Raw genomic sequence first — 24,401 nt, forward strand, 5'->3', positions numbered from 1 at the left:
AGAGTGTAAGGTTTTGCGCGTGTCAGCGCAGCTTTTAGGGACAAGCGGGACGCCAGCACCGAAGCGCAATCGGAATTTTGTGCGCCGTTCGCCAGCGGAAAGCGCCAAATGCCCACATTTCCACGGTAAAAACCCCAATGCACTGGAGTGGGGCGGCATCAAATTTGCTCTGCTTAGCCCGTAGAATGATTTTTCTTACATTTTCAAACCGCCGGGGATGCGTCTCCGGTATTTCAAAGGATCTATCCATGAAGAAACTCCTGCTGGCACTGGCAGTGACCTCCGTTTTGGCGGCCTGCGGCAAAAAAGAAGAAGCCGCTCCCGCAGCCCCTGCTGCGCCTGCATCGGCCCCAGCTGCTGCTGCGCCCGCGCCTGAAGTGGGTCCCCTCAAAGTCGCGATTGACCCGACTTACGAACCCTTCACCTTCAAGTCTGCCGATGGCACCCCTACCGGCTTCGACGTGGATGTGGCCAACGCCCTGTGCGAGCAGATCAAGCGCAAGTGCGAGTTTGTGGAACAAGTCTGGGACAGCATGATCCCCGGCCTGAACGCCAAGAAGTACGACGTCATCATTTCCTCCATGTCCGCTACTGATGAGCGCAAGAAGGAAATTGACTTTACCGACAAGTACTACCAAACCCCCAGCCGCATCGTGCTGAAAAAGGGCACCAAGTTCACAGACCTGGCTTCCTTGAAGGGCAAAAAAATCGGCGTTCTCAAGGGCAGCACCCAAGAAAAATACGCCATGGACAACCTCAAGCCCGTTGGCGTGGTGGTGAACTCCTACGAAGCGCAAGACCAGGTTTACCTGGACATCAAGTCCGGCCGTCTGGACGGTACCGTGGCAGACTTCCTGGAAGTGACCGGCGGTTTTCTCAGCAAGCCTGAAGGCGCCAAGTACGAATTCGTCGGCCCCGTGCTGAGCGATGTCAAGTATTTCGCAGGTGCAGCTGTTGCACTGCGCAAAGGCGAAGACAAACTCAAAGGCGAGCTGAACGAAGCCATCAAGACCATCCGCTCCAACGGTACTTACAAGACCCTGAACGACAAGTACTTTGCCAAGTACAGCATCGACGTTTACGGCGAATAATCTTGTAACAGCTCAACACAACGGGGCGCATGATGGCGCCCCGTTGTGTTAATTGCCCAAGCCTCTCATGAATGCTTATTACGTCGCCATCCTGCAAGGCTCGGTCCTCACAGTCGGCGTCTCACTCTGCGCACTGCTGGTCGCCATTGTTTTGGGCCTGCTGGGTGCAAGTGCCAAACTTTCGGGCCGCCCGGTGCTGGGATCCGTGGCTGCGACCTACACCACCGTCATCCGTGGCGTCCCCGACCTGGTGGTCATGTTGCTGGTCTTTTATGGCGGCACCATCGGACTGAATCACCTGCTGGAACTCGCTGGCAGCAAAGCCACCGTTGACATCAACCCTTTTCTGGCCGGCGTCCTCACGCTCGGCTTTATTTATGGTGCCTACATGACGGAAACCTTCCGCGGCGCCATCCTCTCCATCCCCAAAGGCCAGATGGAAGCTGCCGTGGCCTACGGCATGCACCCGCTACAAGCCTTTGTGCGCATCACCCTGCCTCAGATGGTGCGTTACGCCCTGCCCGGCTTCACCAATAACTGGCTGGTGCTGATCAAGTCCACCGCACTGGTCAGCCTGATTGGCCTGAAGGAAATGACCTACCTCTCCAAACAGGCCAGCGCCGCCACCCGCTCGCCGTTTGCGTTTTTCCTGTTCACCGCAGCCTTATTTCTGATTTACACCACCATCTCCCTGTACGCGCTGCGCAAGCTCAATGCGCGCTACAGCCTGGGTGCAAAGCGGGGTGAATTATGAAATGGCATGTGATTTTTGAGCCCCAGAACCTGGAGCTCTACGCCACCGGCATCCTCACTACGCTGGGGCTGTTGTTTTCGTCGCTGGGCATTGGTGCCGTGCTGGCGCTGATTTTTGCCCTGCTGCTGACCGGCCCCTGGGCGCCGCTGCGCTGGATCGTCGGGGCCTATACCTACGTGATCCGCGGCACGCCGCTGCTGATTCAGGTCTACCTGATTTATTACGGCCTGGGCCAGCTGGAGTGGATCCAGGCGCGCTGGGACGACGTTTGGCCCTGGACTCATTTCAAGGAACCCTTCTTCTGCGCACTGCTGGCCTTCAGCCTCAACACCGCGGGTTACACCGCCGAGATGCTGGCCGGCGCCATCCGCGAAACCTCGGCCGGCGAGATCGAATCGGCCCAGGCCTTTGGCATGAGCCGTTTCCAGGTCATGCGCCACATCGTGCTGCCCAGTGCGCTACGCCGCACCCTGCCCGCCTACAGCAACGAGGTGGTCATGATGCTGCAAAGCACCAGCCTGGCCAGTGCCGTGCCCAGCATGCTGGACGTCACGGCGGCGGCCAGCCGCGTCTACTCCGACTACTACCTGCCCTTTGAAGCCTACATTGCCGCGGCTGCCATTTACCTGGTGGCATCGTTCTGCCTGATTGGCATGTTCCGGTTGGCGGAGAAACAATTCCTGGCCTACCTCGCGCCCCGCAAGCACTGAACCGCCATGCAACGCATTGACCACCCTCTGCTCTCCAACAGCCTAGGCAGCCACCGCAGCCTGAGCAGCTTCCATTACGGCACGCCGGGCCACGGCCCCAAGGTTTACATCCAAGCCAGCCTGCATGCCGAAGAACTGCCCGGCATGCTGGTAGCCCACCACCTGCGCGCGCTGTTGGATGCCGCCGACACGGCAGGACAGATCTTGGGCGAGATCACCCTGGTGCCTGTGGCCAACCCGATTGGTCTGGCCCAGCGGGTCGATCACAAACCCATGGGGCGGTTTGAGCTGGCCAGCAGCGAAAACTTCAACCGCCACTACCCCGATCTAGCCAAGGCCGTGTTGCCCAACGTACAACGCCAAATGGGCCCGGACCCCGCGGCCAACGTGGCCACGGTGCGCCGTGCCATGGGCGACTACCTACGTCAATGGCAACCGGAGACTGAGCTGCAGAGCCTGCGCCGCAGCCTGCTCACGCTGGCACACGACGCGGACTACGTGATCGATCTGCACTGCGACTGCGAAGGTGTTCTGCACTTCTACACCGAAGAACCGTGCTGGCCGCAACTCGCGCCGCTGGCGCATTTGCTCAAGGCACGCGCAGTGCTGCTGGCCAAAAACTCAGGCGGCGGACCGTTTGACGAATGCCTGTCCGGCGCTTGGTGGCAACTGGCGGAGGCCCTGCAAGCGGCGGGACTCTCCGCCCCCCTGCCCCAGGGCTGCAACAGCACCACCGTAGAACTGCGTGGTGAGGCCGATGTAACCCATGCCTGCGCGCAAGAAGACGCGCAGGCCGTGTGGGCCTTTTTGCAGCACATTCAGGCCCTGGGCTGCGCGCAGCCTCCCGTAATTCCGGCCGCCCTGTGCCCGGCCACGCCTCTGGCGGGCTCCGAGACCCTGCGCACGCCGGTGCCCGGCGTCGTGGTCTACATCGCCGATGTGGGCCAGCGCCTGCACATGGGCGATCTGGTGGCCGAAGTGATTGACCCGATTGCCAACACCACCCACCGCGTGGTGGCCGGTGTGGATGGGGTGTTGTACGCCCGCGTGCGTGACCGTTATGCCCTGTCCGGCGCCGAAATCGGCAAAATTGCCGGCACCACCCCTTTTCGAACCGGAGACTTGCTGGGCGCCTGAACGCCCAGCCGCCCCGACCCAACGCGCCCCACTGTTTGCACCATGACTACCAAGCCCCTCAAACTCCAGGTCGAAAACATCCACAAACGTTTTGGTGACAATGAAGTGCTCAAAGGCGTTTCACTGTCCGCCCATGCGGGGGATGTGATCAGCATCATCGGCAGCTCCGGCTCCGGCAAAAGCACTTTTCTGCGCTGCATCAACATGCTGGAAAAACCCCACCAAGGCCGTATCCACGTGGCGGGTGAAGAGCTGAAACTGGTGGCTGCCCCCAACGGCGAGCTGTCGGCACAGGACCCCAAACAACTGCAGCGCCTGCGCACCAAACTGGCCATGGTGTTCCAGCACTTCAACCTCTGGGCCCACATGACGGTGCTGCAAAACATCATCGAAGTGCCGGTGCATGTGCTCGGCATCCCCAAAGACCAGGCGGTGGACACGGCGCGCAAATACCTCACCAAGGTAGGCCTTTCCGGTGTGGAAGACCGCTACCCCGCCCACATGAGCGGTGGCCAGCAACAGCGCGTGGCGATTGCGCGCGCTTTGGCGGTGGAACCCGAAGTGATGCTGTTTGACGAACCCACCAGCGCACTCGACCCCGAACTGGTGTCCGAAGTACTCAAGGTCATGAAAAACCTGGCGCAAGAAGGCCGCACCATGGTGGTCGTGACCCACGAAATGGGCTTTGCCCGTGAGGTGGCCAACCACCTGGTGTTTCTGCACAAGGGCCTGGTGGAAGAAGAAGGCCACCCCGCCGAAGTGTTGGCCCACCCCAAGAGTGAACGCCTGGCCCAGTTCCTGTCGGGCAGCCTAAAGTAAACCACGGGCCACCGCCCATGCCCACCCGCGCAACCTCCAGCCTGTTTGAGCAGTTGCCCATTGGGGCCTACCGCTCGCGGGTGAATGGGCAGTTGCTGCAGGTGAATGCCGCATTTTTGCGGCTCAATGGCTACCGAAGCCAAGAGGAGATGCAGGCCGACCCCGCGGCCCACCGCAACCCCTATCTCCAGCCTCAGCGGCGTGAACGTTTTGCCGAGCTGATGCGTGAGCATGGGCAAGTGACCAACTTTGTGTCAGAGATGGTCCGCCTCAAGACTGGCCAACCCATGTGGGTGCGCGAACACGCCCACGTGATGCGCGATGAACACGGCGAAGTGCTCTTCTATGAAGGCACCGTAGAGGACATCACGCCTGAGCGCGCCTCGCGCGCCGCACTGCGCAAGAGTGAAGCCCTGCTACGCAACGTGCTGCAGACCATTCCTGATCAGGTTTGGCTCAAAGACATTGACGGGGTGTACCTGACATGTAATGAGTCATTCGCCACCAAGGTGGGCATACGCCCCGGAGACATCATCGGCACCCGTGACGCCCACTGGGTGGAAGAGTCGGTGGCAGCCAGTTTTCTGGCTTCCGACCGTTGGGCTATCCAGGCAGGCAAGTCCGTCACCTTTGAAGAAAGCAGCCCCACCAGCATCAACCCCCAGGGCGAGCTGTTTGAAGTCACCAAAACCCCCATGCGGGATTCCGATGGCAACATCATTGGTGTGTTGGGTATGTCACGCAACATCCAGGAGCGCAAAGTGGCAGAAGCCCTGTTGCGTGACACCACCGAACAGCTGGAGCTGGCCATCATGGGCGCAGACTTGGGCCGCTGGGACCACGACCTCACCAGCGAGCGCGGTTACTACCTGGACGAACGCGCCTGCCAGATGCTGGGGCGTAACCCGCAAGAGAGTGAACTGGCCCGCGCCTGGGGCCACCTGGTGCACCCCGATGACCTTCCCTCGGCCATGCAGGCCATGCGTGCCCACCTGACGGGTGCATCACCCGCCTACCAGGCCGAGTACCGTGCGCGACACACCGATGGTCGCTGGATGTGGCTCAGTAGCCGGGGCAAAGTGGTGCAGTTCAGCAAAGATGGGGCACCCCAACGCATGGTGGGCACGCTGATGGACATCTCCGGGCGCAAACAAGCCGAAGCCCAGCTGTACGCCACCCAAGCGGAGCTGGAGGCCACCCTCAAGGCCCTGCCCGACCTGCTGTTCGAATTCAGCGCCGACGGCCACTACCGTGCGGTGCACAGCCAAAACACCGGCCTTCTGGACCGCCCACCCCAGGTGCTGCTGGGCCGCTTGATCACCGAAATGTTGCCCAAGGAAGCCGCGGACACCTGCATGGCCGCGCTGCGCGAGGCTCAGGCCAGCGGCCGCTCCAACGGCCAGCAATACAGCCTGGAATTGCCAGCAGGCAAACTGTGGTTTGAGCTCTCGGTGGTACGCAAACCCACGGTGCCCGGCGAAGAAGAACGTTTTATTGCCATTGCCCGCGACATCAGCGAACGCAAAAGCGCTGAGGAGGCGATTCGCCACCTGGCTTTCCACGACACCCTGACGGGCCTGCCCAACCGCCGCCTGCTGACCGACCGCCTGCAGCGGGCCATGGGCACCAGCCAGCGCAAAGGTGAACACGGCGCGCTGATGTTTCTGGATCTGGACCAGTTCAAGCAGCTCAACGACACCTACGGCCACGACGTGGGCGACCTGTTGCTGCAAGAGGTGGCACGGCGCCTACAGCAAAGCATCCGCGCTGTGGATACCGTGGCCCGCCTGGGTGGCGACGAGTTTGTGGTGCTGATCCAGGACCTGAGTGCCGACATTGACGAAGCCAGCATGCACGCCACGACCGTAGGCCACAAAATTCTGGCGAGCCTGAACGACCCCTATGTGCTCAACCAGCGGCCGCACGCCACCACACCCAGCATCGGCATTACACTGTTCAAAGGCGAAGACACTGCGCCCAATGAGCTCCTGAAACAAGCCGACACCGCCATGTACCAGGCCAAGGCCAATGGCAGAAACACCCTGTGTTTCTTTAAACCGTAAAAAGCCCATGTTGAATTTTCTGCCCGCGCCCCTGCTGGGGGCACTTGCATTTGCCCTGCTGCTGCTCAACATCCTGTTCTGGGTGCCGCTGCTGCTGTGTTTTGCTGCCATCAAGCTGGTGCTGCCCTTCAAGGCCGTACGCATGGCCATCGACCCGGTCTTGCTGTTCATCGCAGAGGGTTGGATCAGCTGCAACAGTGGCTGGATGGCACTGACCCAACGCACCACCTGGGACGTGCAGGGCCTGGACGGGCTGGACCGCGACAGCTGGTACATGGTGAGCAGCAACCACCAGTCCTGGGTGGACATCTTTGCGCTGCAGCACCTGTTGAACCGCCGCATCCCGCTGCTCAAGTTTTTTCTCAAACAGCAGCTCATCTGGGTGCCCATCATGGGCCTGGCCTGGTGGGCGCTGGAGTTTCCGTTCATGCGTCGGCACAGCGAGGCGTACCTCAAGAAACACCCCGAGATGCGTGGCAAGGACCAGGAAACCACCCGCAAGGCCTGCGAGAAGTTTTCGCTCATCCCCACCAGCGTGATGAACTTTCTGGAAGGCACCCGTTTCACGGCAGCCAAACATGCCAAGCAAGAGTCGCCCTACCAGTACCTGCTCAAACCCAAAGCCGGTGGTTTGGCGCTGGCACTGCAGGCCATGGGTGACAAGTTCCAATCCATTCTGGACGTGACGATTTATTACCCCGCAGGCGTGCCCACGTTCTGGGGCTTTTTGTGTGGCAAGGTACCCCGCATGGTGGTGCGTGTGCGCGCCATTCCCGTGCCGCCCGAATTGCTGGGTGGCGACTACGGGCAAGACCCCGTATTCCGCGCCGCCTTCTCGGCCTGGGTGGCCGAACTCTGGCGTGCCAAAGACGCCCAACTGGCGGCCTTGCGTCAGGCCAATACATCCGACATCTCCTCGTCATCTGTGCGCGGCTAAGCCGCGTACCCACGCCCCATCTGCCGTGCCTTTTTTTACCCGTCCGCGCACCGTTTTTTTACTTGCCAGCCTGTGTTGCCTGCTTTGGGGCAGTGCCTACCCGGCCATCAAACAGGGCTACGCGCTGCTGGCGATTGGCCGCAGCGACCTGGCCGCACAAATGCTGTTTGCCGGCTACCGTTTTGTCGGTGCCGGGCTGTTGCTACTGGTGTTTGCAAAGCTCTCGGGCAAATCGCTGGCACTGCAACGCACCCAGACCGGGCAGATGGTGCTGCTGGGTGTGCTGCAAACCACGCTGCAGTACATCTTTTTCTACATCGGCCTGGCGCACACCACCGGGGTCAAGGCGTCCATCCTCAATGCCTCGGGCGTGTTTTTCAGCGTGCTGCTGGCGCATTTTGTGTACCACAACGACACCCTGACCTGGCGCAAACTGATGGGCTGCGCGCTGGGTTTTGCCGGGGTGCTGGCGGTCAACATCGGCGGGTTACTGGGCGGTGCGGCCACTGACGGTGAGTTCACGCTGCTGGGCGAAGGGTTTATTGTGCTGGCGGCGTTGGTGCTGTCGGCGGCATCGCTGTATGGCAAACGTCTGTCCCAGGGCATGGACTCGGTGGTCATGACCGGCTACCAGCTCGGCATCGGCGGTGTGGTCTTGGTGCTCATTGGCTGGGTGGCGGGCGGGCAGATTGCCGCGTTCACGCTGGCGCCCAGCCTGCTGCTGGTCTACATGGCCCTGCTGTCGGCCGTGGCGTTTGCGCTGTGGGGCGTGTTGCTCAAGTACAACCGGGTCAGCACCGTGGCGGTGTACAGCTTTTTGATCCCCGTGTTTGGCGCCTGCCTGTCGGCGTTGTTTTTGGGCGAATCGCTGCTGGAGTGGAAATACCTCGTGGCCTTGCTGCTGGTCAGCGTGGGCATTTGGTGGGTTACACAAGAAAAGTAGCCACTGCGCCCATGGATATTGCGCGAGCAGCTACTAAATTCATAGCAATTTGACTTAACGCTGCTGGGTCTTGCCGGTGTCGTCGGACAGCACAATCTCCACACGGCGGTTCAGCTGGCGGTTGGCGGCGGTGTCATTGGCCGCCACCGGGTACGACTCCCCGTAGCCGCGCACGCTGATGCGTTCGCTGCCAATCCCCATCTGCAGCAGCGCCTCACGCACCGTCATGCCACGGCGCTCCGACAGCTGCTGGTTATAGGCATCGGCCCCGGTGCTGTCGGTAAACCCTTCCACCAGCACATTGCGGCTGGGGTTTTGCTGCAACACATCGGCCAGCTTTTGCGCGCTGCGCGTGCCGCCCGCGGTCAGGCTGGCCTTGTCGCTGCCAAACAGCACATCCCCCAGGGTGATGACCATGCCACGCTCGGTTTTCTTGGCAGACAGATCGGCCAACTGGCTCTCCAGCAGTGCGGCACGGGTGTTGGCATCGATGGTGGCCTGGCGCGCCACATTGGCCGTGTGCTGGGCATCGGCGGCCTGGCGCTGCGCCGCTTCTGCGTTGGCCTGCGCCTGCTGTGCGTTGGCGTTGGCCTGGTTGGCTTCATTGGTGCGTTGGGTCAATTGCATCTGGTCGCGCTCCCGGGCGGTGCGGGCCATATCGGCCTCGGCTGTTTTTTGTTTCACCACCTCTTGCGTGAGGGCAATTTTTTGCTGCGCCACATAGGCCAGTTGGTCCACCTTCTCGGGGCTGGCGCTCTGCACGGCCGCAATATTGGCCTGCTGCATGGCGTCGCTGGCCAGTTTCATTTCCAGCGCGGCGTAGTTGCCCACGTCGGGGTTGCGCTGGGCCTGGGCGTAGTCGTTGCGGGCGCTTTCCAGCAGCGTGGTGCTGGTGGGGGCCGACGCACAAGCGCCCAACAACACGGCAATGGCCAGGGCGGCGGGGGTCAGGTAGAGGTGTTTCATGGGATGTTCCTTAAAAGGGGGGAAAAGTCGTTGGGTGGTTTGAGGCGGCGCGTTACTTGACCGCATTGGCGCGGTCCAGCTCCTCGCGCAGCACGCGGATGTCGTCCTGCAGTGCATCGGCCACGGCCTGCGCCTTGGCCGACTTGGCTTTGCTCTGGGCCAGCTTGGCGTCGGCTTGGGCCTGGGTGGCCAGTTCGGTGGCACCCTTGTAGTCGCGGTCCGCCATGGCTTTGTTGGCCAGGGTCAGCTTCTCGCGGGCGGCCGCCATTTCGACCGGGGCGAACTGCAGGCCGTCGGCACCGGCGGCGTTGTCCACCGCCTCTTTGGACACCGCCACATTGGCGGTGGCGTCGGTTTGCGTGCGGGTGGCACAGCCAGCGCTGGCCAGAACGACCAGGGTGCAGGCCAGCAACAGGCGGGGCATGGGGATTTTCTTCATCTTCTTCTCTCCGGTGAACCAGGGACCGGTGGTCCCTTTATTGGTAGTTGGCAACCCCATCGGTCGACAGGGCGTGGGTGACGTGCTGGGGGACCACCAGCACGCCCTGGCCGTTGGGGATGGCCTGGATCTGCATGACCGGGGCCGCGCCCTGCACGCCCCCAAACATGGTGGCAAACGCGGCATCGGCCGCATCGCGCCCGGTGGCAAAACGCACAAACCCCATGGGAATGGCCGTGCCCGAGGGGTCGAACAGGTACCAGCGGTTGCCCACAAAGGCCTCCACGTAGGCATGGAAGTCCGTCGGACCCAGCGCCGGGTCGGCGCCATAGTCAATGCCGGTGGCAAAACGCGCCGGGATGTTGACCCCGCGGCACAGCGCAATCATCAGGTGGGCAAAGTCACGGCACACGCCCACCTCATCCACCAGGGTGTCCAGCGCCGTGGTGTTGCCGTTGGAGGTGTTGGAGCGAAACGCCACGCGCTGGGTGACCCAGTTGCTGATGGCCTGCACCCGGGTGTAGCCCTGTGGCAGGTGGCCAAACTCTTTCACTGCCAGGCGGTGCAAGCGGTCGGACTCGCAGTAGCGGCTGGGGTAGATATACGGCAGCACCGAGCCAGGCAGCTGGGCCACCGTCATCTCGGGAATGTCCAGCGGCTGCGCCACATCGTGGGCCAGGTCCACCACGGCCTCGTAACGCACCGTCAGTGGCCCGGCCAGCGCCTTGATGCGCAGGTAGCGGTTGTGGGTGGCCGTGTCGGTGTACATCTTGGGCACCACCTGCTGGCTGGTGGTGAGCAACTCGTTCACCACCGTCTGGTGGGCCGTTTGCGCGGCGTGGATGGTGAAGATGAAGTCACACCCGGGCGCGGCGATGTTGTAGTTCAACACGATGGAAAAGCTCAGTCGCAGCATGGGGGTTCCGGTAAGTCATACGAAGCCGTTGGCATACCGGTTGGCATGTGCAGCAAGGTTGTGGTGCAAGCATGGGGCTGCTACCCCGGCCTGCCAAGCGGCGAAGGCCGCCACTTGCCGTAGTCGCAGTCCTACGCCTGCCCCCACTGTCAGCGCCCTCCTACACCGCGCCGGCCTGTGGGCCGACCGGCCCGCGGCACACAGGCCGATTCCGACAGCGCGTGGCCCTGCGCACAATGAACCAGAGGCCCCCACAACGGCTGCTTCACCATCCCCCCACTTCAAGGAATCCCATGAAAACAGACACCATCACCACCCAAATCAACGACGCTGCCAACCAAGTGGCGCCCCTGCTGGACCGTGCGACCGAACAGGCCAACACCCTGGCCCAGCGTGGCCTGCATGCCGTGCAAGACAGCGCGCTGCAACTGCGCGAAAAAGCCGCCCACTCGGGTGAAGTGACCGTACGTTATATTCAGAACGACCCGGTCAAGGCCGTGCTGATTGCGGCAGCCACCGGTGCAGCGCTGATGGCCCTGGTGGGCCTGATAAGCCGTTCACGCACCCACTGAATCCACCCAGCGCACAGGACCCAGGCACCATGCTGCACCCGCTCTTTCATCTGATCGCAAGCCAACCGCAATTGCTGGGTGACCATGCACAGGCCTATGGGGAGCTGATCAGTACCGAGCTGGCCGCACAAGCGACTGCCCTGAAGCGCCGCGCACTGTTTGGCGCCATGGCCTTGTGTTTTTTGGGCGTCGCCATCGTGCTGGCAGGTGTCGCACTGATGCTGTGGGCCACGCTGGTGCCAGCGCCTGCGCAGGCCACTGTATGGGTACTGGTTCTGGTGCCTGCGGCCCCTACCGTACTGGCGTTGGCGTGTTACCTGAGGGCGCGCACCGGCGGTGCCACCGACGATCCTGCTTTTGCTGAATTGCGCCGCCAGGTGCAAGCCGACATGGCATTGCTGCGCGGGTTGGGCACATGAGCGCCCCGCAGCTCACGCCGGTGGAGCGTCTGGCCTTGTCGCGCGAACGTTTGCGCGTGGCCATGGCCCACAACGCGGCCACCCGCGCCTCCGGCCGCGCCGCGCCGGGTGCAGGCCTGCTCGACATTCTGAAAACCGCCCTACCCGGCGCCAACGTGTGGATCGACACGTTGGGCCCCACTCTGAAACAGTGGTGGACACGCCACCCCCTGCATTCCAGCGGTGTGCTGGCTGGCGACGTGGTGCGCACCGTGCTGCGCCCCATGGCACAGCGCCACCCCGTGGCGCTGGTGACCGGCGCCGTAGTGCTGGGGGCGGTGCTGATCTGGAGCCGTCCGTGGCGCTGGGCATTCCAACCCCGCAACCTGCTACCGACCTTGGGCCCGGCGCTGCTGTCCAGTGTGCTGGCCTCTGGGGCGGTGCAATCATGGATTGCATCCATCCTTGCCAAGGACCAGGAGCCCCCGGCATCGGAATAAATATCCGGCATGAACTGCTATTCAATTGATAGCTGCTTGCGCTTATTCCGCCTTGGCTAGAGGGGCTTTTGACACATTTTCTCGAACGAGTGCTCCCTACCCATCCCGAACTCTTCGCTACGTTCCGGGGGGCGATGGAAACCACTGCAAAGGTAGCCAAGCGCCGGGATTCGTTGGCCAAGAAGCTGCCTGGCTTGGGGGTGGACCTCTCTGACTGAGCGGGGCTCACGACTGATCCGCTTTGTCACCACTCACCACCCTAACAATTTAGCCGGTGCATCCCACATCATCTGCCGCACCTCGTCCGGGCTGAACCATTGCTCGGTCAGGCGCAGCAGGGTGCCGTAGTCCAGCCGGTAGGGCGCGCGCAGGTAGGGCCAGTCGGAGGCCCAGATGCAGCGCTGCGGGCCAAACGCATCGAGCACGCGGCGCACGTGGGCGCGGGCATCGTCAAACGGGTAGGCCTGGTGCGAGAATTTGGCAAAACCCGAGAGTTTGATGACGGCACGACCGCTCTCGCCCAGGTGCAGCAGTGCCCGTAGGCCCGGCGCATCGGGGCCATCGGCCAGATCGGGCCGGCCGCAGTGGTCAATCATCACCTGCACGCCTGATGCTTCGATCATCGGCAGGAAATCCAGCAGCAGGTCTTTGCTGACCTGGAACTGCGCCCACATGCCCAGCACGGCCAGGCGTGCGAGCAGCGGACCGATGTCCTGGTAATAGGCAAAACCATGCAGCGCGGCGTTGAACGCGATGCCCACAATGCCTTGGACCTGCAAATCCTGGAGTTCGGCGGTGGAAGTATTGGCCGGCACCACGGCAATGCCCTTGAAGCGACCCTGGCCGCGCGCAATGGCGTCCAGCAAACAGCGGTTGTCATTGCCATACCCCGAGTTGGGGCCGACCAGCAGCGCATACCGCACGCCATAGGCGTCGAGCACGTGCTGAAAGTAATCGGCCGTGCCAATCTCCTGCCCGGTGGGGTGGTACGGGATGTCGGCCCCATAGGCAAAGTGCGCCGGGTCCAGCACATGGCAGTGCCCGTCGATCTTGGGAATATCAAAAATGCTCACGCCCTGCCCCACCTTGTTTATTTAGAACGTAGCCTGCACGGCGGCGCGCAGCTCCGGCGTGATCTCGGGCAACACGCCAAACCAGGCCTGGAAGGCCGGGCGCGCCTGGTTCAGCAGCATGCCCAGGCCGTTCACCGTCTGGTGGCCGCGCTGGCGGGCTGCGGCCAGCAAGGGGGTTTCCAGCGGGATGTAGATCGCATCCGACACCATGGCCGAAGCGGGCAAGTCGTCCAGCTGCACATCCAGCGCGGGCTGGCCGTGCATGCCTTGCGTGGTGGTGTTTACCAGCAGGCTCACGCCAGCCATGGCCTGGTTGCGTTCGGCCCAGGGCACCACAGTCACGCGGTCGCCAAAGGCGTCTTTCAGGGCCTGCGCTTTCTCCAGTGTGCGGTTGGTAATACGCAACTCGGGCACACCTTCGTCCAGCAGCGCCACCACAATGGCGCGGGCCGCGCCGCCCGCACCCAGCACTAGCGCGGGGCCAGCGTCACCGCGCCAGCCGGGGTTGGCGTCGCGCAGGCTCTGGATGTACCCAATGCCATCGTTGTTGACGCCCAGCAGGCGGCCGTCGGGCTGCACCACCACGGTGTTGATGGCGGCAATGCGGCGGGCCTGCGGGTGCAACTCGTCCATCAGCTGCATGGCATTCACCTTGTGCGGCACGGTGATGTTGCAGCCCGCAAAACCCAGCGCCGGCAGCCCGCGGATGGCCGCCTCCAGCCGGTCCGGCTGAACCGGGAGCTGCACATAGGCGCCCTTGAGCCCGTGCTTGGCAATCCAGTGGTTGTGGATCACGGGCGAGCGGGTGTGCGCCACGGGCCAGCCCATGACACCGGCCAGTACAAAGCGTTGTTCAGACATGCAGTTTTTTCCAGAGTGCGGGTTAACAGGTTTACTTTTTGTTCAGCGGCGGCAGGGTTTCGGCCACCACGGTTTTGCCATTGCGGATTTCGGTGATAAAGCTCTCGCGGTCGATGTCGCCTTTGTCATCAAAACACACGTCCATCAAGATGCCCGTCTGTTGTTTGGCCGAGAAACAGCTGTTGCGAATGGCGGCGGCCACGGCCTTGCGGTCCAGCTTGCCAGCCTTCTCAATCGCGGCCTTGAGCACGTACATACCGGTGTAGCCCTTCACGCCATTGTGGTCGGACACCGAGTTGTAGATCGCCTGGTAACGTTTGCCAAAGTCTTGCAGCTGGGGCGCCTCCACCGTCAGGCCCACGTGGGCCACGGCGCCGTTGGCAGCCTCACCGGCCAGCTCCACCACCTTGGCGCTGGTCAGCGTGGTTTCGCCAATGATGGGTTTGTTCCAGCCCTGTTTGCGCAGTTCGCGCAGCAGGCGGGCCGACTCTTCTTCGTTGGTATAGGCAAACACCGCATCTGCGCCCGACTGCTTGGCCTGGATGACGGCGGCCGAGAAGTCGATGTGACCGGACTCGGTGGAGATTTCGGCCACCACCTGGGTGGGCGAGTTGGCCAGCAGCTGTTTGATGGTGGTTTGCCCGCCCTTGCCAAAGTCGTTGTTCACGTAGATGACGGCCAGTTTTTTGGACTTGGCATTGATGTAACGCGCCAGCTTGGGGAAGGCAATGCTCTGGCCAAACGAGGTGCGGAACACATAAGGGTTGCCCTGGGCGGTGATGCTGCCGGCCTCGCCACCGGTGAAGTTGGGCGTTTCGCCACGGCGGCTCTCGGCCATGGACACCATGATAGAACCCGAGAACACCGGGCCAAAGATGGCGAACACCTCGTTGTCGATGGCCTTTTGCGTCAGGCCTTTGGCCACGCCGGGCTGGCTTTGGGTGTCTTCGGTAGTGAAACTGATCTTGCGACCCAGAATGCCACCCGCGGTGTTGATCTCCTTGATGGCCATCTCCACACCATTCTTGAACATGGTGCCCGAGGTGGTGCCCGCACCCGAGAGCTCCACGATGTTGGCGATCTTGATGTCCTGGCTGTGGGCCTGGAAAGAACAGGACGCCAGAACCCCGCTCAGGGCGAATCGGGCCAGTGTGTGCATGCGTGTCATGAAGGTCTCCTCGTTGGTCTTGGGTGGTGCCGCGGCGCGGTGTGCTGCCCGGCTACTTTACGAAGCAAATGCCACACGCCCGTGGGGAGGAAGCCATTTCTGTGCGATTATCAAACGCAAGCGAGCGATGAATAAACGTTTCTAGGGGAAGTACGTAGAGCCCATGAACACCCACACAGACGACACCACGCAGGACAGCGCCCTGCCCGCTGGCAAGACCAGCAAACTGCTGGCGCGCGACTGGATTGCCGGCCTGGAGCGCGGCATTTCCGTCATCGAAGTGTTTGACGAAGAACACCCCCGGCTCAGCGCCAGCCAGGTGGGCGAACGCTGTGGCCTGGCCCGCACCGCCGCGCGCCGCTACCTGCTCACGCTGGAGCACATGGGCTTTGTGGCCACCGACGGCAAGCACTACTGGCTCACCCCGCGCGTGATGCGCCTGGGCCAGCACTACCTGGCCTCGGCCCGGCTGCCGCGCATTGCGCAGCCGTTTTTACAGCGCATATCGGCCGCCACGCAAGAGATTGCCTACCTAGCCGTGCTGGACGAGGGCGAGATCGTCTACGTGGCGCGCAACGGCCCCAACCGTGTGATGAACTCCGGCTTTGTGCTGGGCGCGCGTGTCATCAGCCATGTGACCGCGGCCGGCCTGCTGCTCATGGCGCATCAGCCGGTGGACTACATCCGGCAATGGCTGTCGCAGCGCGAGCTGTCGGCCTTCACGCCCCACACCATCACCGACAAGGCCCAGTTCCAGCAGAACCTGGCCACCTTCAAACGCCAGGGCTGGGCCATTTCCGAGCGCCAGTTCGACCTGGACTGCCGCGGTGTGGCCGTACCGCTGCGCGACATGAAGGGCGACATCCAGGGCGCCTTGAGCATCGTCATGCCCATCCACTACGAGACCACCGACACCGCCGTGCAGCGCGTGCTGCCAGCGCTGCAGGGGGCCGCGCAGTCGCTGCGCAACATGATCTGATACTGGGTAAAAAGCCGCCCGCATGTGTGCACGCGCAGCAACTGCCAATGGGTGCTGGTGCTAGACTGGTTACACAAGAGGTACACGTTGCCCACCACAAGGGCAACCCGCCTTGCAGTCAGGAAGGATGCGGCCTAGATGAAGTTCTGGAAGAGCCAACCATCGCGTTTTAGCCTCTACCTGTACTTGATGCTCAGCATCGTTTGTTTGCTGGTCGTCAGCTTTGTGGTTCTGGCCTATGGGCAAGCGAAGTACGAGCGTGCGCTGGAAAACAGAATGTTGTCCATCCGCCTGGCCGAGGAGCTGCGCCAATCCTCCAACGACCTGACCCGCCTGGTTCGGGCCTATGTCACCACCGGCAACCCGGCGTTCAAAGAGCAATTCCAGGCGGTGATCGACATTCGGGATGGCAACCGCCCCAGGCCGCTTAACTACAGTCTGGCGTACTGGGATTTCAAAGCCATCAAGGCGGCTCAGCAGCCAGATGCAACCGAAGCACAAGGCGATGCCGTCCCCCTGCTTGAACTGATGCGCAAGGCAGGCGTCACCGATAGCGAGCTGGAAAACCTCAAGAAGTCAAAGGCCAGTTCCGATGCGCTGGTTCACATAGAGCACCAGGCCATGGCCTTGATCGAAGAAGACTCGCCCACCAATCCCCTCAAGCGGGAGAAGGCCTTGAAGATGCTGGTGGATGACCATTTTCTGTCGATCAAGGCCGAGGTCATGCAACCGATTGTGCTGACCGAAGGCCTGATCACCCAGCGAACACAAGCCGCCGTGAACGAAGCCCAGCTGCGGCTAAAGATGGCCATCACTTCGCTGTTTGTGTTTGGCGCTTTGTTGGTTGTCCTGATTGTCAAGCTGCGGCAACAACTTCAGATGATCATCGGTTGCTCGATCCCGGAGCTACAAAAAACCATTGCCAACTTGGGCAGTGGAGATTTTGTATCCCCGATCGAGGTGGACCAGGGGCGTGCCGACAGCGTGCTGGGCTGGATTGCACAAACACAGCGTAAGCTGGCAGAGCTGGATCTGATGCACATCAAAGCCATCGTTGACTCTTCCGACGACGCCATCATCAGCAAAACGATGCAGGGCATCATTGCAAGTTGGAACCATGGTGCCGAAAAGATATTCGGCTACACGGCCAACGACATGCTTGGCAAACCCATGCAAACCATCATTCCAGACGACCGCCAACACGAAGAGCCCGAGATTCTGGCCCGTATTGCCCGGGGCGAGAAGGTGGACCACTTTGAAACCCAACGACGCCACCGCGACGGCCATTTGGTGGATGTCTCCGTCACTATCTCGCCGGTGTACGACCCGAAAGGCCGGGTCATTGGCGCCTCCAAGATTGCCAGGGACATCTCCAAAGCCAAGGCCGCAGAAGCAGAAATCCACCGGCTGGCGTTTTACGACACACTCACCGGCCTGGCCAACCGCCGCCTTCTCATGGACAGGTTGCACCTAACCCTGGCCAAGGCCACACGTGACAAGACCGGCTTTGCCGTCCTGTTTCTGGACCTGGACAACTTCAAGTCACTGAACGACACCCAGGGACACGAGGCCGGTGATGTCTTGCTCAAAGAAGTCGCCAAACGGCTGAATACCTGCGTGCGCGAATCTGACACCGTGGCCCGCTTTGGCGGCGACGAGTTCGTGATGATTTTGAACAGCAAGCACGAGAACACCGAGCATGCAGGCGACTGGGTGGAAGCGGTGACACAAAAAATCATCACCAGTTTGGCGCTCCCCTACCAGATTCTGGACATCTCCCATGCGTGCACCACCAGCGTGGGCGCTGCGGTGTACACCGGCCAGCCCTGCACCGCCAGCGACCTGCTAAAACAGGCAGACCAAGCGATGTACGAAGCCAAATACGCTGGCAAAAATGGCTATCGGATTTTTAAGCCAAGTTTGGAAAAGTCAGGCGCTGCACCCTAGGCAAACTCTGGCAGCACCGCTTGCGTGGCTACAACTGAGCCAGAGGAATGCTGCCCGCGTCCTCATCCGTTGCCAACAACTGCACCAGTTTTTCCAGATCGCGGTTCAGGTTGGCCAGAGTCGCATCATCCAGCTGCCGCAACGCGTCGGGCAACACGCCTTCAAACGGGCCGGGCATTTTTTTCAGCGCCTTTTTGCCTGCCGGTGTCACGCGCAACTCCACCACCCGTTTGTCACCATCGGATTTGGACAGTGTGATCAGCTCTTTTTTGAGCAAAACCTTGGCCAGGTTGCTGGCGGTGGACTGGTGGATGTCCATATGGGTGGCAATGTCGCCGACACCCAGCCCGGGGCTTTTCTGGATCAGGCTCAGTGCCCAGACCTGGGCGCCGCCCAAACCGGTCTCTTGCTCCACCTGCCGAAAGTGCGTTCTGACCGCGTTAAACACCACCCGAAACTGCCGCAGTGCCTGCGCGGCGCTGTCACTGGGGTTGGCAGTTGGCTTGGAATTTTTCATGGGCACACAGAGACGGTGAATGTGCCCGAATCATACGGTGGGGCACCGTAGCGGCGCGGCTAGTGGGCCCCGCCCGCCAGGATTTGCGCGCGCACCCGCTTCATCAACACATCGTCAAACGTGTAAAAACCATTGGGGCAATTGCGCAGTTCGTTCAGGGCAAATGCGGCCCCCGTGCCAAAGGCTTCGCGCTTGATAGAGTCGTGGATCAGCCGCACGGTTTGGTACGGAAAGCCAAAGATCACCTCGTGGTGCCCCACGATGCCCCCCAAGCGCATGGACGTGATTTTGTCGCCGCCCACGTCCAGGCTCTCGGCAATTTTTTTGGCCGTGCCGGACACCTCCGGCTTGTCCCGAAAATGCTGCTCCAGAATTTCGACATCCGCAAACGGCGCAATCTCCCGCAACAGCCGTGCGGCCATGATCAGAAAGTTGATGCCCACGGTGATGTTGGGTGAACACAGCACCTTGGCATGCGCCCCCAGTGCGCGAATGCGGGCCAACTGGTCATCGTCATACGACGAAATCGCCGTTACCAGCGTCAGCCCTCTGCGTTTGACCTCTTCCCCGTAGATTGCCGCCGACGCTGCATTCGAAAAATCTACCAAGGCATCCACCGGGTGCTGGTCCAACCAAGCGGGCAAGCTGTCCTGCGACAACGCGGTAACAGGGATGCTGGCCCCACCCAACTCCACGGATACCGGCTTGCCACTGCGCGTGGCGATCCACTGCAGCGCGTAGCGCGGGTCTTCGCTCAACACCTGGGCCACCGCGCTACCCGCCTTGCCATATCCGATCAGTCCTACTTTCATGTCGGTCTCCTTGTGGTTGTGACTCATGCCATTTACATTGGTACAAATATAACAAATACATTTGTACCAATGTATGATTGACCCCAGCGATCACATGGACGGCAACACGATGCGGCAGCCCCCCCACATTTATTCGGCGTTTAGAAACGAGCTGTACGACGCCCACCTCTGGCGCGGGCGTGCCCTGTTCATCACCTTTGCCGCGCTGGCTGGCCTCACCGTGGTCGGCTTCACGTGGTTGACCGAACACGCGCTCGCCCTGTTCTTCAAGGTGCAGTCCGGCCACTGGTGGGCGCCGCTGCTTTGGACACCGCTCACCGCGGCCGCCATCGTCTGGCTTACCAAGCGCTACGTCCCGGGCGCGGCCGGGTCCGGCATTCCGCAGGTCATGGCGGCACAAGACCCCGCGGTTACCGAGGGCACGCGTGGCCTGTTTGTGTCCCTGCGCTTGGCACTGGCCAAGGCGGTGCTCACCGCCTGGGGCCTGCTGGGCGGCCTGTCGCTGGGGCGCGAAGGCCCGTCGGTGCAGATTGCGGCGGGCGTCATGCACAGCGTGCGCCGCTGGTTACCCAAGCGCTCCCAGATCAGCGAACACAGCCTGCTGGTGGCCGGTGGTGCCGCAGGCATTGCGGCTGCGTTCAACACGCCGCTGGGCGGCGTTATGTTTGCCATTGAAGAGCTGACCCGCAAACCCGAGCACCGCAACCACGGCCTCACCATCGCCGCCATCGTGCTGGCGGGGCTGATGGGCATCTCGGCCTATGGCAATGGCAGCTACTTTGGCATCATTCGGGTGGAAGGTTTTGGCTGGGCCACGCTGCTGCCGGGCATTCTGGTGTCACTGGCCTGCGGCCTGCTGGGGGGCTTGTTTGCGCGCTTGCTGGTGGTGTCTTTGGCCGGCCATTCGCTGGACTGGTTCAGCACACAACGCAAAGCCCGGCCGGTGGCATTTGCCGCAGCGTGCGGCCTGGGCGTTGCCGTTATTGGTGTGGTAACGGCAGGCGACACCTTTGGCAGCGGCTATGCGCACACCAAGGCGTCGCTGGAGAACACTGGCGACACCAGCTCCCTGTATGTGTTGCTCAAGTTCGTCACCACCTGGCTCACCGCCTGGGCCGGTGTGCCCGGTGGCATCTTTGCGCCGTCGCTAGCCATTGGCGGTGCCGTGGGCGGCGATGTGGCGCAATGGACCTCGTACGCCAACCCGCCCACCCTCATCGCCCTGGGCATGGCCGCGTTTTTGGCCGCTGTGACCCAAGCCCCACTCACCGCCTTCATCATCGTTATGGAAATGGTGGACGGCCACGCGCTGGTGCTGAGCCTCATGGCCAGCGCCTTGTTTGCCAGCGCCGTGTCGCGCCTCATCAGCGCGCCCTTGTATGCGTCGCTGGCGGAGCTGCAACTGACTCGCCTGCCCAAAGCCTAAGGTTTCGTTATGGTCCGAGAATTGGGTACCCCAGCCCCCCTATCCCCTTGGCGCTGCTACACGCTGCGCAGCCTGCACACGGCCTTGTTGGTGTCCACCGCGTTGTTGACCCCGGGCTGGGCTGCCGCACAAACCCCAGGCTGCGGCAACGTGTGTGAACTGTATGGTGGCTTGCTGATGGCGCCTGAACGCGATGTGATTGGTAGCATCCGCACCCTGGAAAAAGTGGCCAAACCCCTACCCGGCCCGCGCAACACCCGCGGCCGCTGGATCCAACGCAGTGTCTACCTGGGAACCGAAGCATTTGACAGTACGTTTTATATAAAAAGCGGGCTGGTGCAACGCATCGAGCTGGTCAGCACCGCGTCCGAAGCCCAGTGCCGCACCCGCACGCCATGGGCGGCAATGCTTGCCACCCTGCAAGCCTGGCAGGGACAAGAAGCCACTATCAGTGGTGAGTTCAGGGTCGGCGACGGCATCCAGCAGTCTGCCCATGTGGTTGCAGGCGACGTTGGTGTGTCCGTCTACCTGTCGCTCACGCCCACCTCCTGCGCGACCACCGTCGCGTTCAAAAAACACGACGCCAAAGACGCATCAGAGCTGTAGACAGCGCGTCATACAACGTTGCGAAGCACTATCAAATCAGTAGCTGCTTGCGCATATTCCACGAGGGCTAGCTGCCAATTTTCCCCTCAAACCGCCTCTGTAATCGCCTTGCCCACGTCGGTGGTGCTGGCCGTGCCGCCCATGTCGGGCGTGCGCGGGCCGGTGGCCAGGGTGGCTTCAATGGCACGCAGGATGGCGTCGTGGGCCTGGGTGTGGCGGGTGTCGCCGTTGCCCAAAAAGTCCAGCATCATCGCGCCCGACCAGACCATGCCAATCGGGTTGGCAATGTTCTGGCCGTAAATATCAGGCGCCGAGCCATGCACTGGCTCAAACAAGGACGGGAAGGTGCGCTCCGGGTTCAGGTTGGCCGACGGCGCAATGGCAATGGTGCCGGTGCAGGCCGGGCCCAGGTCCGACAGGATGTCGCCAAACAGGTTGGAAGCCACCACCACGTCAAAACGCTCCGGGCTCAGCACAAAACGCGCCGCCAGAATGTCGATGTGGTACTTGTCCCAGCGCACATCGGGGTAGCGCTGGGCCATGGCCTCCACGCGCTCGTCCCAATACGGCATGCTGATCGCCATGCCGTTCGATTTGGTTGCCGAGGTCAGGTGTTTTTTGGGCCGCTTCTGCGCCAGTTCAAACGCGTACTGCACGATGCGGTCCACCCCCTTGCGCGTGAAGACCGACTCTTGCAACACCGTCTCGCGCTCGGTGCCCTCAAACAGGCGCCCGCCGATGGCGGAGTATTCGCCCTCGGTGTTTTCGCGCACCACGTAAAAATCAATATCGCCCACGCTACGGTTGGCCAGGGGGCACGGCACGCCGGGCATCAGGCGCACGGGGCGCAGGTTCACGTACTGGTCAAACTCACGGCGAAACTTGAGCAGCGAACCCCACAGCGAAATGTGGTCCGGCACCAGCGCGGGCCAGCCCGCCGCGCCAAAGTAAATGGCGTCAAAGCCCTTGAGCTGCTCAAACCAGTCGCTGGGCATCATCTGCCCGTGCTGGCGGTAGTAGCCGCAGTGGGCCCAGTCAAAGGTGGTGAACTCCAGGGCGATGCCGAACTTGCGCGCGGCGGCCTCGACGACGCGCAGGCCCTCGGGCATGACTTCGTTGCCAATGCCGTCTCCGGCGAGGACGGCGATGCGGTGTGTGCTGTGCATGGGTGCTGCTTTCTGGGTAAAGGTGCAGCCCCTAGGCCGCATGCAGGCATGGTATTTCTGGCCTTCTATCCCTACAATCCGCCAAAACATGGCTTCATAAGACACGAATCGTGAACAATCAGCCCCTGCTCGAAGACATGCGCCTGTTCTGCGCCGTGGTGCGCACCCAGTCGTTTGCGGCGGTGGCGCGCGACTTGGGCCTGTCCAATGCCGTCATCAGCAAACGCATCAACCTGCTGGAGCGTGCGCTACAGGCCAAACTCCTGCACCGCACCACCCGGCGCCTGACGGTGACCGAGCAAGGCGACACCGTCTACCAGCGCGCCACGCGCATTCTGGAAGACGTGGACGCCATGGCCCAGGCCATCACCACCCACCGCGAGGCCCCCCGCGGCCTGCTGCGCCTGTGCAGCAGCTCAGGCTTTGGCAGCCGCCAGCTGGCCCCGGCCCTGGCAGCCCTGGCCAAGCGCTACCCCACACTGGAGCTACAACTAGAACTGCTGGACCGCCCGGTGGACCTGGTGGGCGAAGGCTTCCAGCTCGACATCCGGGTGGGGCAAGTGCAAGAGCCGCACCTCATCACCCGGCGCATTGCCCACAACCAGCGCGTGCTGTGCGCCGCCCCCAGCTATGTAGCCCAACACGGTGCGCCCCAAAGCCTGCAAGCGCTGGCGCAGCACCAGTGCCTGGTCATCCGCGAGCGCGACCAGGACGTAGGCCGCTGGACCCTGGACGGCCCGCAAGGGCCAGAGACCGTCAAGGTGACGGGCGCGCTATCGGCCAACAACGGCGAGGTGGTGCACCGCTGGGCCATCGAAGGGCTGGGCATTTTGCTGCGCTCCACCTGGGACGTGGGCCCCAGCATCGCGCAGGGCACGCTGGAGCGCCAGCTGCCCGACTACGCCCAAGAGGCCCCCGTGTGGGCCGTGTACCCCACACGCCTGGCCCACTCGGCCAAGGTGCGGGTGTGTGTGGAGTTTTTGGAAGCTTGGTTTCGAGACACTGACTTGGGCGCGACTGTGCGCTTGCCCAAACCAACACGGTAAGGGGGTGGCGCAAAGCCTCAGGCCATGGAGTGCAGGCCGACCTTGTTGCCCTCGGAATCTAGAAAGTGCGCAAAGAAGCCGAAGTCGTTGCCAATTTCGGTCTTGGGCACCACGATGCGGCCGCCTGCGGCCTCCACACGCCCCAAGATCGGGGCCAGGTCCGCGCCTGCGTTGAGGTACACCACCGTGCCATTGGCTGATGGCTGGCTGCTGCCATCGAAAACAATGGCCCCGCCAACCGAAGCCTGGTCGGCAGGGAACATTCCCATCACCGTGGGCCCCATGTCCATTCGTTCAATCTTGGTCCCTAAGATGGCCTCGTAAAACGCTTGCGCGCGGCGGAAATCGGACACGGGAATCTCAAACCAATTCAGGGCGTTGGCCATGGGAATCTCCTTGGGGGTGAGGTGGAAAGGCTTGCGTGTAGTGCCTAGCGTTTGCATTATGCGCAAGGGACAGACCGGCAGTATGACGCCGCCGAACATGACTGCAATTTGCTATTTAATTTATAGCTGCTTGCGCAATATTCATAAGCGTTACAGGCCATTTTTGCAT

General features: G+C 62.1%; 26 protein-coding genes. 16 read left to right on the top strand and 10 right to left on the bottom strand.

Going from position 1 to position 24,401, the window contains the following annotated elements:
• The first annotated feature begins 248 nt into the window (after nucleotides 1-248).
• The 8 genes from C5F53_RS19235 (at nucleotide 249) to C5F53_RS19270 (ending at nucleotide 8,454) form a co-directional block, all read left to right on the top strand.
• Nucleotides 249-1,091, top strand: coding sequence for an ABC transporter substrate-binding protein (locus C5F53_RS19235; RefSeq protein ID WP_105263030.1), 843 nt, complete (start codon nucleotides 249-251; stop codon nucleotides 1,089-1,091).
• A 67-nt stretch (nucleotides 1,092-1,158) separates the two neighbouring features.
• Nucleotides 1,159-1,845, top strand: coding sequence for an ABC transporter permease (locus tag C5F53_RS19240; RefSeq protein WP_105263031.1), 687 nt, complete (start codon nucleotides 1,159-1,161; stop codon nucleotides 1,843-1,845).
• Nucleotides 1,842-2,555: an ABC transporter permease gene (locus C5F53_RS19245; protein ID WP_105263032.1), complete on the top strand. Its 714-nt coding sequence runs from the start codon at nucleotides 1,842-1,844 to the stop codon at nucleotides 2,553-2,555. The genes C5F53_RS19240 and C5F53_RS19245 overlap by 4 nt, the downstream gene beginning before the upstream one ends.
• 6 nt (nucleotides 2,556-2,561) lie before the next feature.
• On the top strand, nucleotides 2,562-3,692 hold the full coding sequence (locus C5F53_RS19250) for a succinylglutamate desuccinylase/aspartoacylase family protein (protein ID WP_105263033.1): 1,131 nt from the start codon (nucleotides 2,562-2,564) through the stop codon (nucleotides 3,690-3,692).
• A 42-nt stretch (nucleotides 3,693-3,734) separates the two neighbouring features.
• On the top strand, nucleotides 3,735-4,511 hold the full coding sequence (locus tag C5F53_RS19255; protein WP_105263034.1) for an ABC transporter ATP-binding protein: 777 nt from the start codon (nucleotides 3,735-3,737) through the stop codon (nucleotides 4,509-4,511).
• Nucleotides 4,512-4,528: 17 nt separating this feature from the next.
• Nucleotides 4,529-6,574 (top strand): sensor domain-containing diguanylate cyclase, encoded by a 2,046-nt coding sequence (locus C5F53_RS19260; protein ID WP_105263035.1) that lies wholly within the window; start codon nucleotides 4,529-4,531, stop codon nucleotides 6,572-6,574.
• A 7-nt stretch (nucleotides 6,575-6,581) separates the two neighbouring features.
• Nucleotides 6,582-7,511, top strand: coding sequence for an acyltransferase (locus C5F53_RS19265; protein ID WP_105263036.1), 930 nt, complete (start codon nucleotides 6,582-6,584; stop codon nucleotides 7,509-7,511).
• A gap of 25 nt (nucleotides 7,512-7,536) precedes the next feature.
• Complete coding sequence (locus tag C5F53_RS19270; protein WP_201740899.1) at nucleotides 7,537-8,454, top strand: DMT family transporter; 918 nt, start codon at nucleotides 7,537-7,539, stop codon at nucleotides 8,452-8,454.
• Between the two features lie 54 nt (nucleotides 8,455-8,508).
• On the opposite strand, the gene C5F53_RS19275 is transcribed toward C5F53_RS19270, so the two are convergent.
• The 3 genes from C5F53_RS19275 to C5F53_RS19285 are packed head-to-tail and all read right to left on the bottom strand — an operon-like array spanning nucleotide 8,509 to nucleotide 10,775.
• Nucleotides 8,509-9,420, bottom strand: a complete 912-nt coding sequence (locus C5F53_RS19275) for an OmpA family protein (RefSeq protein ID WP_105263037.1) — start codon at nucleotides 9,418-9,420, stop codon at nucleotides 8,509-8,511.
• Between the two features lie 52 nt (nucleotides 9,421-9,472).
• Entirely contained in the window at nucleotides 9,473-9,859 is a 387-nt protein-coding gene (locus C5F53_RS19280) for a DUF4398 domain-containing protein (protein WP_105263038.1), read from the bottom strand.
• Between the two features lie 37 nt (nucleotides 9,860-9,896).
• On the bottom strand, nucleotides 9,897-10,775 hold the full coding sequence (locus tag C5F53_RS19285; RefSeq protein WP_105263039.1) for a transglutaminase family protein: 879 nt from the start codon (nucleotides 10,773-10,775) through the stop codon (nucleotides 9,897-9,899).
• Between the two features lie 293 nt (nucleotides 10,776-11,068).
• Between C5F53_RS19285 and C5F53_RS19290 the strand changes: the two genes are divergently transcribed.
• The 3 genes from C5F53_RS19290 to C5F53_RS19300 are packed head-to-tail and all read left to right on the top strand — an operon-like array spanning nucleotide 11,069 to nucleotide 12,245.
• Complete coding sequence (locus C5F53_RS19290; RefSeq protein ID WP_105263040.1) at nucleotides 11,069-11,347, top strand: hypothetical protein; 279 nt, start codon at nucleotides 11,069-11,071, stop codon at nucleotides 11,345-11,347.
• Between the two features lie 29 nt (nucleotides 11,348-11,376).
• A complete protein-coding gene (locus C5F53_RS19295) occupies nucleotides 11,377-11,766 on the top strand; it encodes a phage holin family protein (protein ID WP_105263041.1) in 390 nt (129 codons plus the stop codon).
• A complete protein-coding gene (locus C5F53_RS19300) occupies nucleotides 11,763-12,245 on the top strand; it encodes a hypothetical protein (protein WP_105263042.1) in 483 nt (160 codons plus the stop codon). Before C5F53_RS19295 ends, C5F53_RS19300 begins: the two co-directional genes overlap by 4 nt.
• Nucleotides 12,246-12,496: 251 nt before the next feature.
• Here C5F53_RS19300 and C5F53_RS19305 read toward each other — a convergent pair whose 3' ends face one another.
• From C5F53_RS19305 to C5F53_RS19315, 3 genes are read right to left on the bottom strand one after another with little or no spacing between them, the layout of a single operon-like run.
• Nucleotides 12,497-13,318 (bottom strand): amidohydrolase, encoded by an 822-nt coding sequence (locus C5F53_RS19305; protein WP_105263131.1) that lies wholly within the window; start codon nucleotides 13,316-13,318, stop codon nucleotides 12,497-12,499.
• A 21-nt stretch (nucleotides 13,319-13,339) separates the two neighbouring features.
• Nucleotides 13,340-14,179 (bottom strand): shikimate dehydrogenase, encoded by an 840-nt coding sequence (locus C5F53_RS19310; RefSeq protein ID WP_105263043.1) that lies wholly within the window; start codon nucleotides 14,177-14,179, stop codon nucleotides 13,340-13,342.
• Nucleotides 14,180-14,210: 31 nt separating this feature from the next.
• The gene (locus tag C5F53_RS19315; protein ID WP_105263044.1) at nucleotides 14,211-15,338 is read right to left on the bottom strand and encodes an ABC transporter substrate-binding protein; all 1,128 of its coding nucleotides are present in this window, start codon (nucleotides 15,336-15,338) and stop codon (nucleotides 14,211-14,213) included.
• 172 nt (nucleotides 15,339-15,510) lie between these two features.
• On the opposite strand from C5F53_RS19315, the gene C5F53_RS19320 reads away from it, so the two are divergent.
• Together C5F53_RS19320 and C5F53_RS19325 are read left to right on the top strand one after the other, a co-directional pair.
• Entirely contained in the window at nucleotides 15,511-16,326 is an 816-nt protein-coding gene (locus C5F53_RS19320) for an IclR family transcriptional regulator C-terminal domain-containing protein (protein WP_105263045.1), read from the top strand.
• A 138-nt stretch (nucleotides 16,327-16,464) separates the two neighbouring features.
• Nucleotides 16,465-18,273: a diguanylate cyclase domain-containing protein gene (locus tag C5F53_RS19325; RefSeq protein WP_105263046.1), complete on the top strand. Its 1,809-nt coding sequence runs from the start codon at nucleotides 16,465-16,467 to the stop codon at nucleotides 18,271-18,273.
• A gap of 28 nt (nucleotides 18,274-18,301) precedes the next feature.
• Here C5F53_RS19325 and C5F53_RS19330 read toward each other — a convergent pair whose 3' ends face one another.
• Both C5F53_RS19330 and C5F53_RS19335 read right to left on the bottom strand, forming a co-directional pair.
• Nucleotides 18,302-18,790 carry a MarR family winged helix-turn-helix transcriptional regulator gene (locus C5F53_RS19330; RefSeq protein WP_105263047.1) on the bottom strand — a complete coding sequence of 163 codons (489 nt, stop codon included), beginning with the start codon at nucleotides 18,788-18,790 and terminating at the stop codon, nucleotides 18,302-18,304.
• Between the two features lie 59 nt (nucleotides 18,791-18,849).
• A complete protein-coding gene (locus C5F53_RS19335; RefSeq protein WP_105263132.1) occupies nucleotides 18,850-19,602 on the bottom strand; it encodes a 4-hydroxy-tetrahydrodipicolinate reductase in 753 nt (250 codons plus the stop codon).
• Nucleotides 19,603-19,675: 73 nt separating this feature from the next.
• Here C5F53_RS19335 and C5F53_RS19340 point away from each other — a divergent pair, with 73 nt between their 5' ends.
• On the top strand, nucleotides 19,676-21,028 hold the full coding sequence (locus tag C5F53_RS19340) for a chloride channel protein (protein WP_370446756.1): 1,353 nt from the start codon (nucleotides 19,676-19,678) through the stop codon (nucleotides 21,026-21,028).
• Nucleotides 21,029-21,037: 9 nt separating this feature from the next.
• Nucleotides 21,038-21,634, top strand: a complete 597-nt coding sequence (locus C5F53_RS19345; protein WP_146097401.1) for a hypothetical protein — start codon at nucleotides 21,038-21,040, stop codon at nucleotides 21,632-21,634.
• A gap of 86 nt (nucleotides 21,635-21,720) precedes the next feature.
• Here C5F53_RS19345 and C5F53_RS19350 read toward each other — a convergent pair whose 3' ends face one another.
• Nucleotides 21,721-22,800, bottom strand: coding sequence for a tartrate dehydrogenase (locus C5F53_RS19350; protein ID WP_105263049.1), 1,080 nt, complete (start codon nucleotides 22,798-22,800; stop codon nucleotides 21,721-21,723).
• Nucleotides 22,801-22,910: 110 nt separating this feature from the next.
• Here C5F53_RS19350 and C5F53_RS19355 point away from each other — a divergent pair, with 110 nt between their 5' ends.
• The gene (locus C5F53_RS19355) at nucleotides 22,911-23,846 is read left to right on the top strand and encodes a LysR family transcriptional regulator (protein ID WP_105263050.1); all 936 of its coding nucleotides are present in this window, start codon (nucleotides 22,911-22,913) and stop codon (nucleotides 23,844-23,846) included.
• A gap of 17 nt (nucleotides 23,847-23,863) precedes the next feature.
• Here the strand turns inward: C5F53_RS19355 and C5F53_RS19360 are convergent, their stop codons facing one another.
• On the bottom strand, nucleotides 23,864-24,232 hold the full coding sequence (locus tag C5F53_RS19360; protein ID WP_105263134.1) for a VOC family protein: 369 nt from the start codon (nucleotides 24,230-24,232) through the stop codon (nucleotides 23,864-23,866).
• Between the last annotated feature and the right edge of the window lie 169 nt (nucleotides 24,233-24,401).

It is taken from the genome of Rhodoferax sp. TS-BS-61-7 (assembly GCF_002943465.1).
Lineage (GTDB): Bacteria > Pseudomonadota > Gammaproteobacteria > Burkholderiales > Burkholderiaceae_C > Allorhodoferax.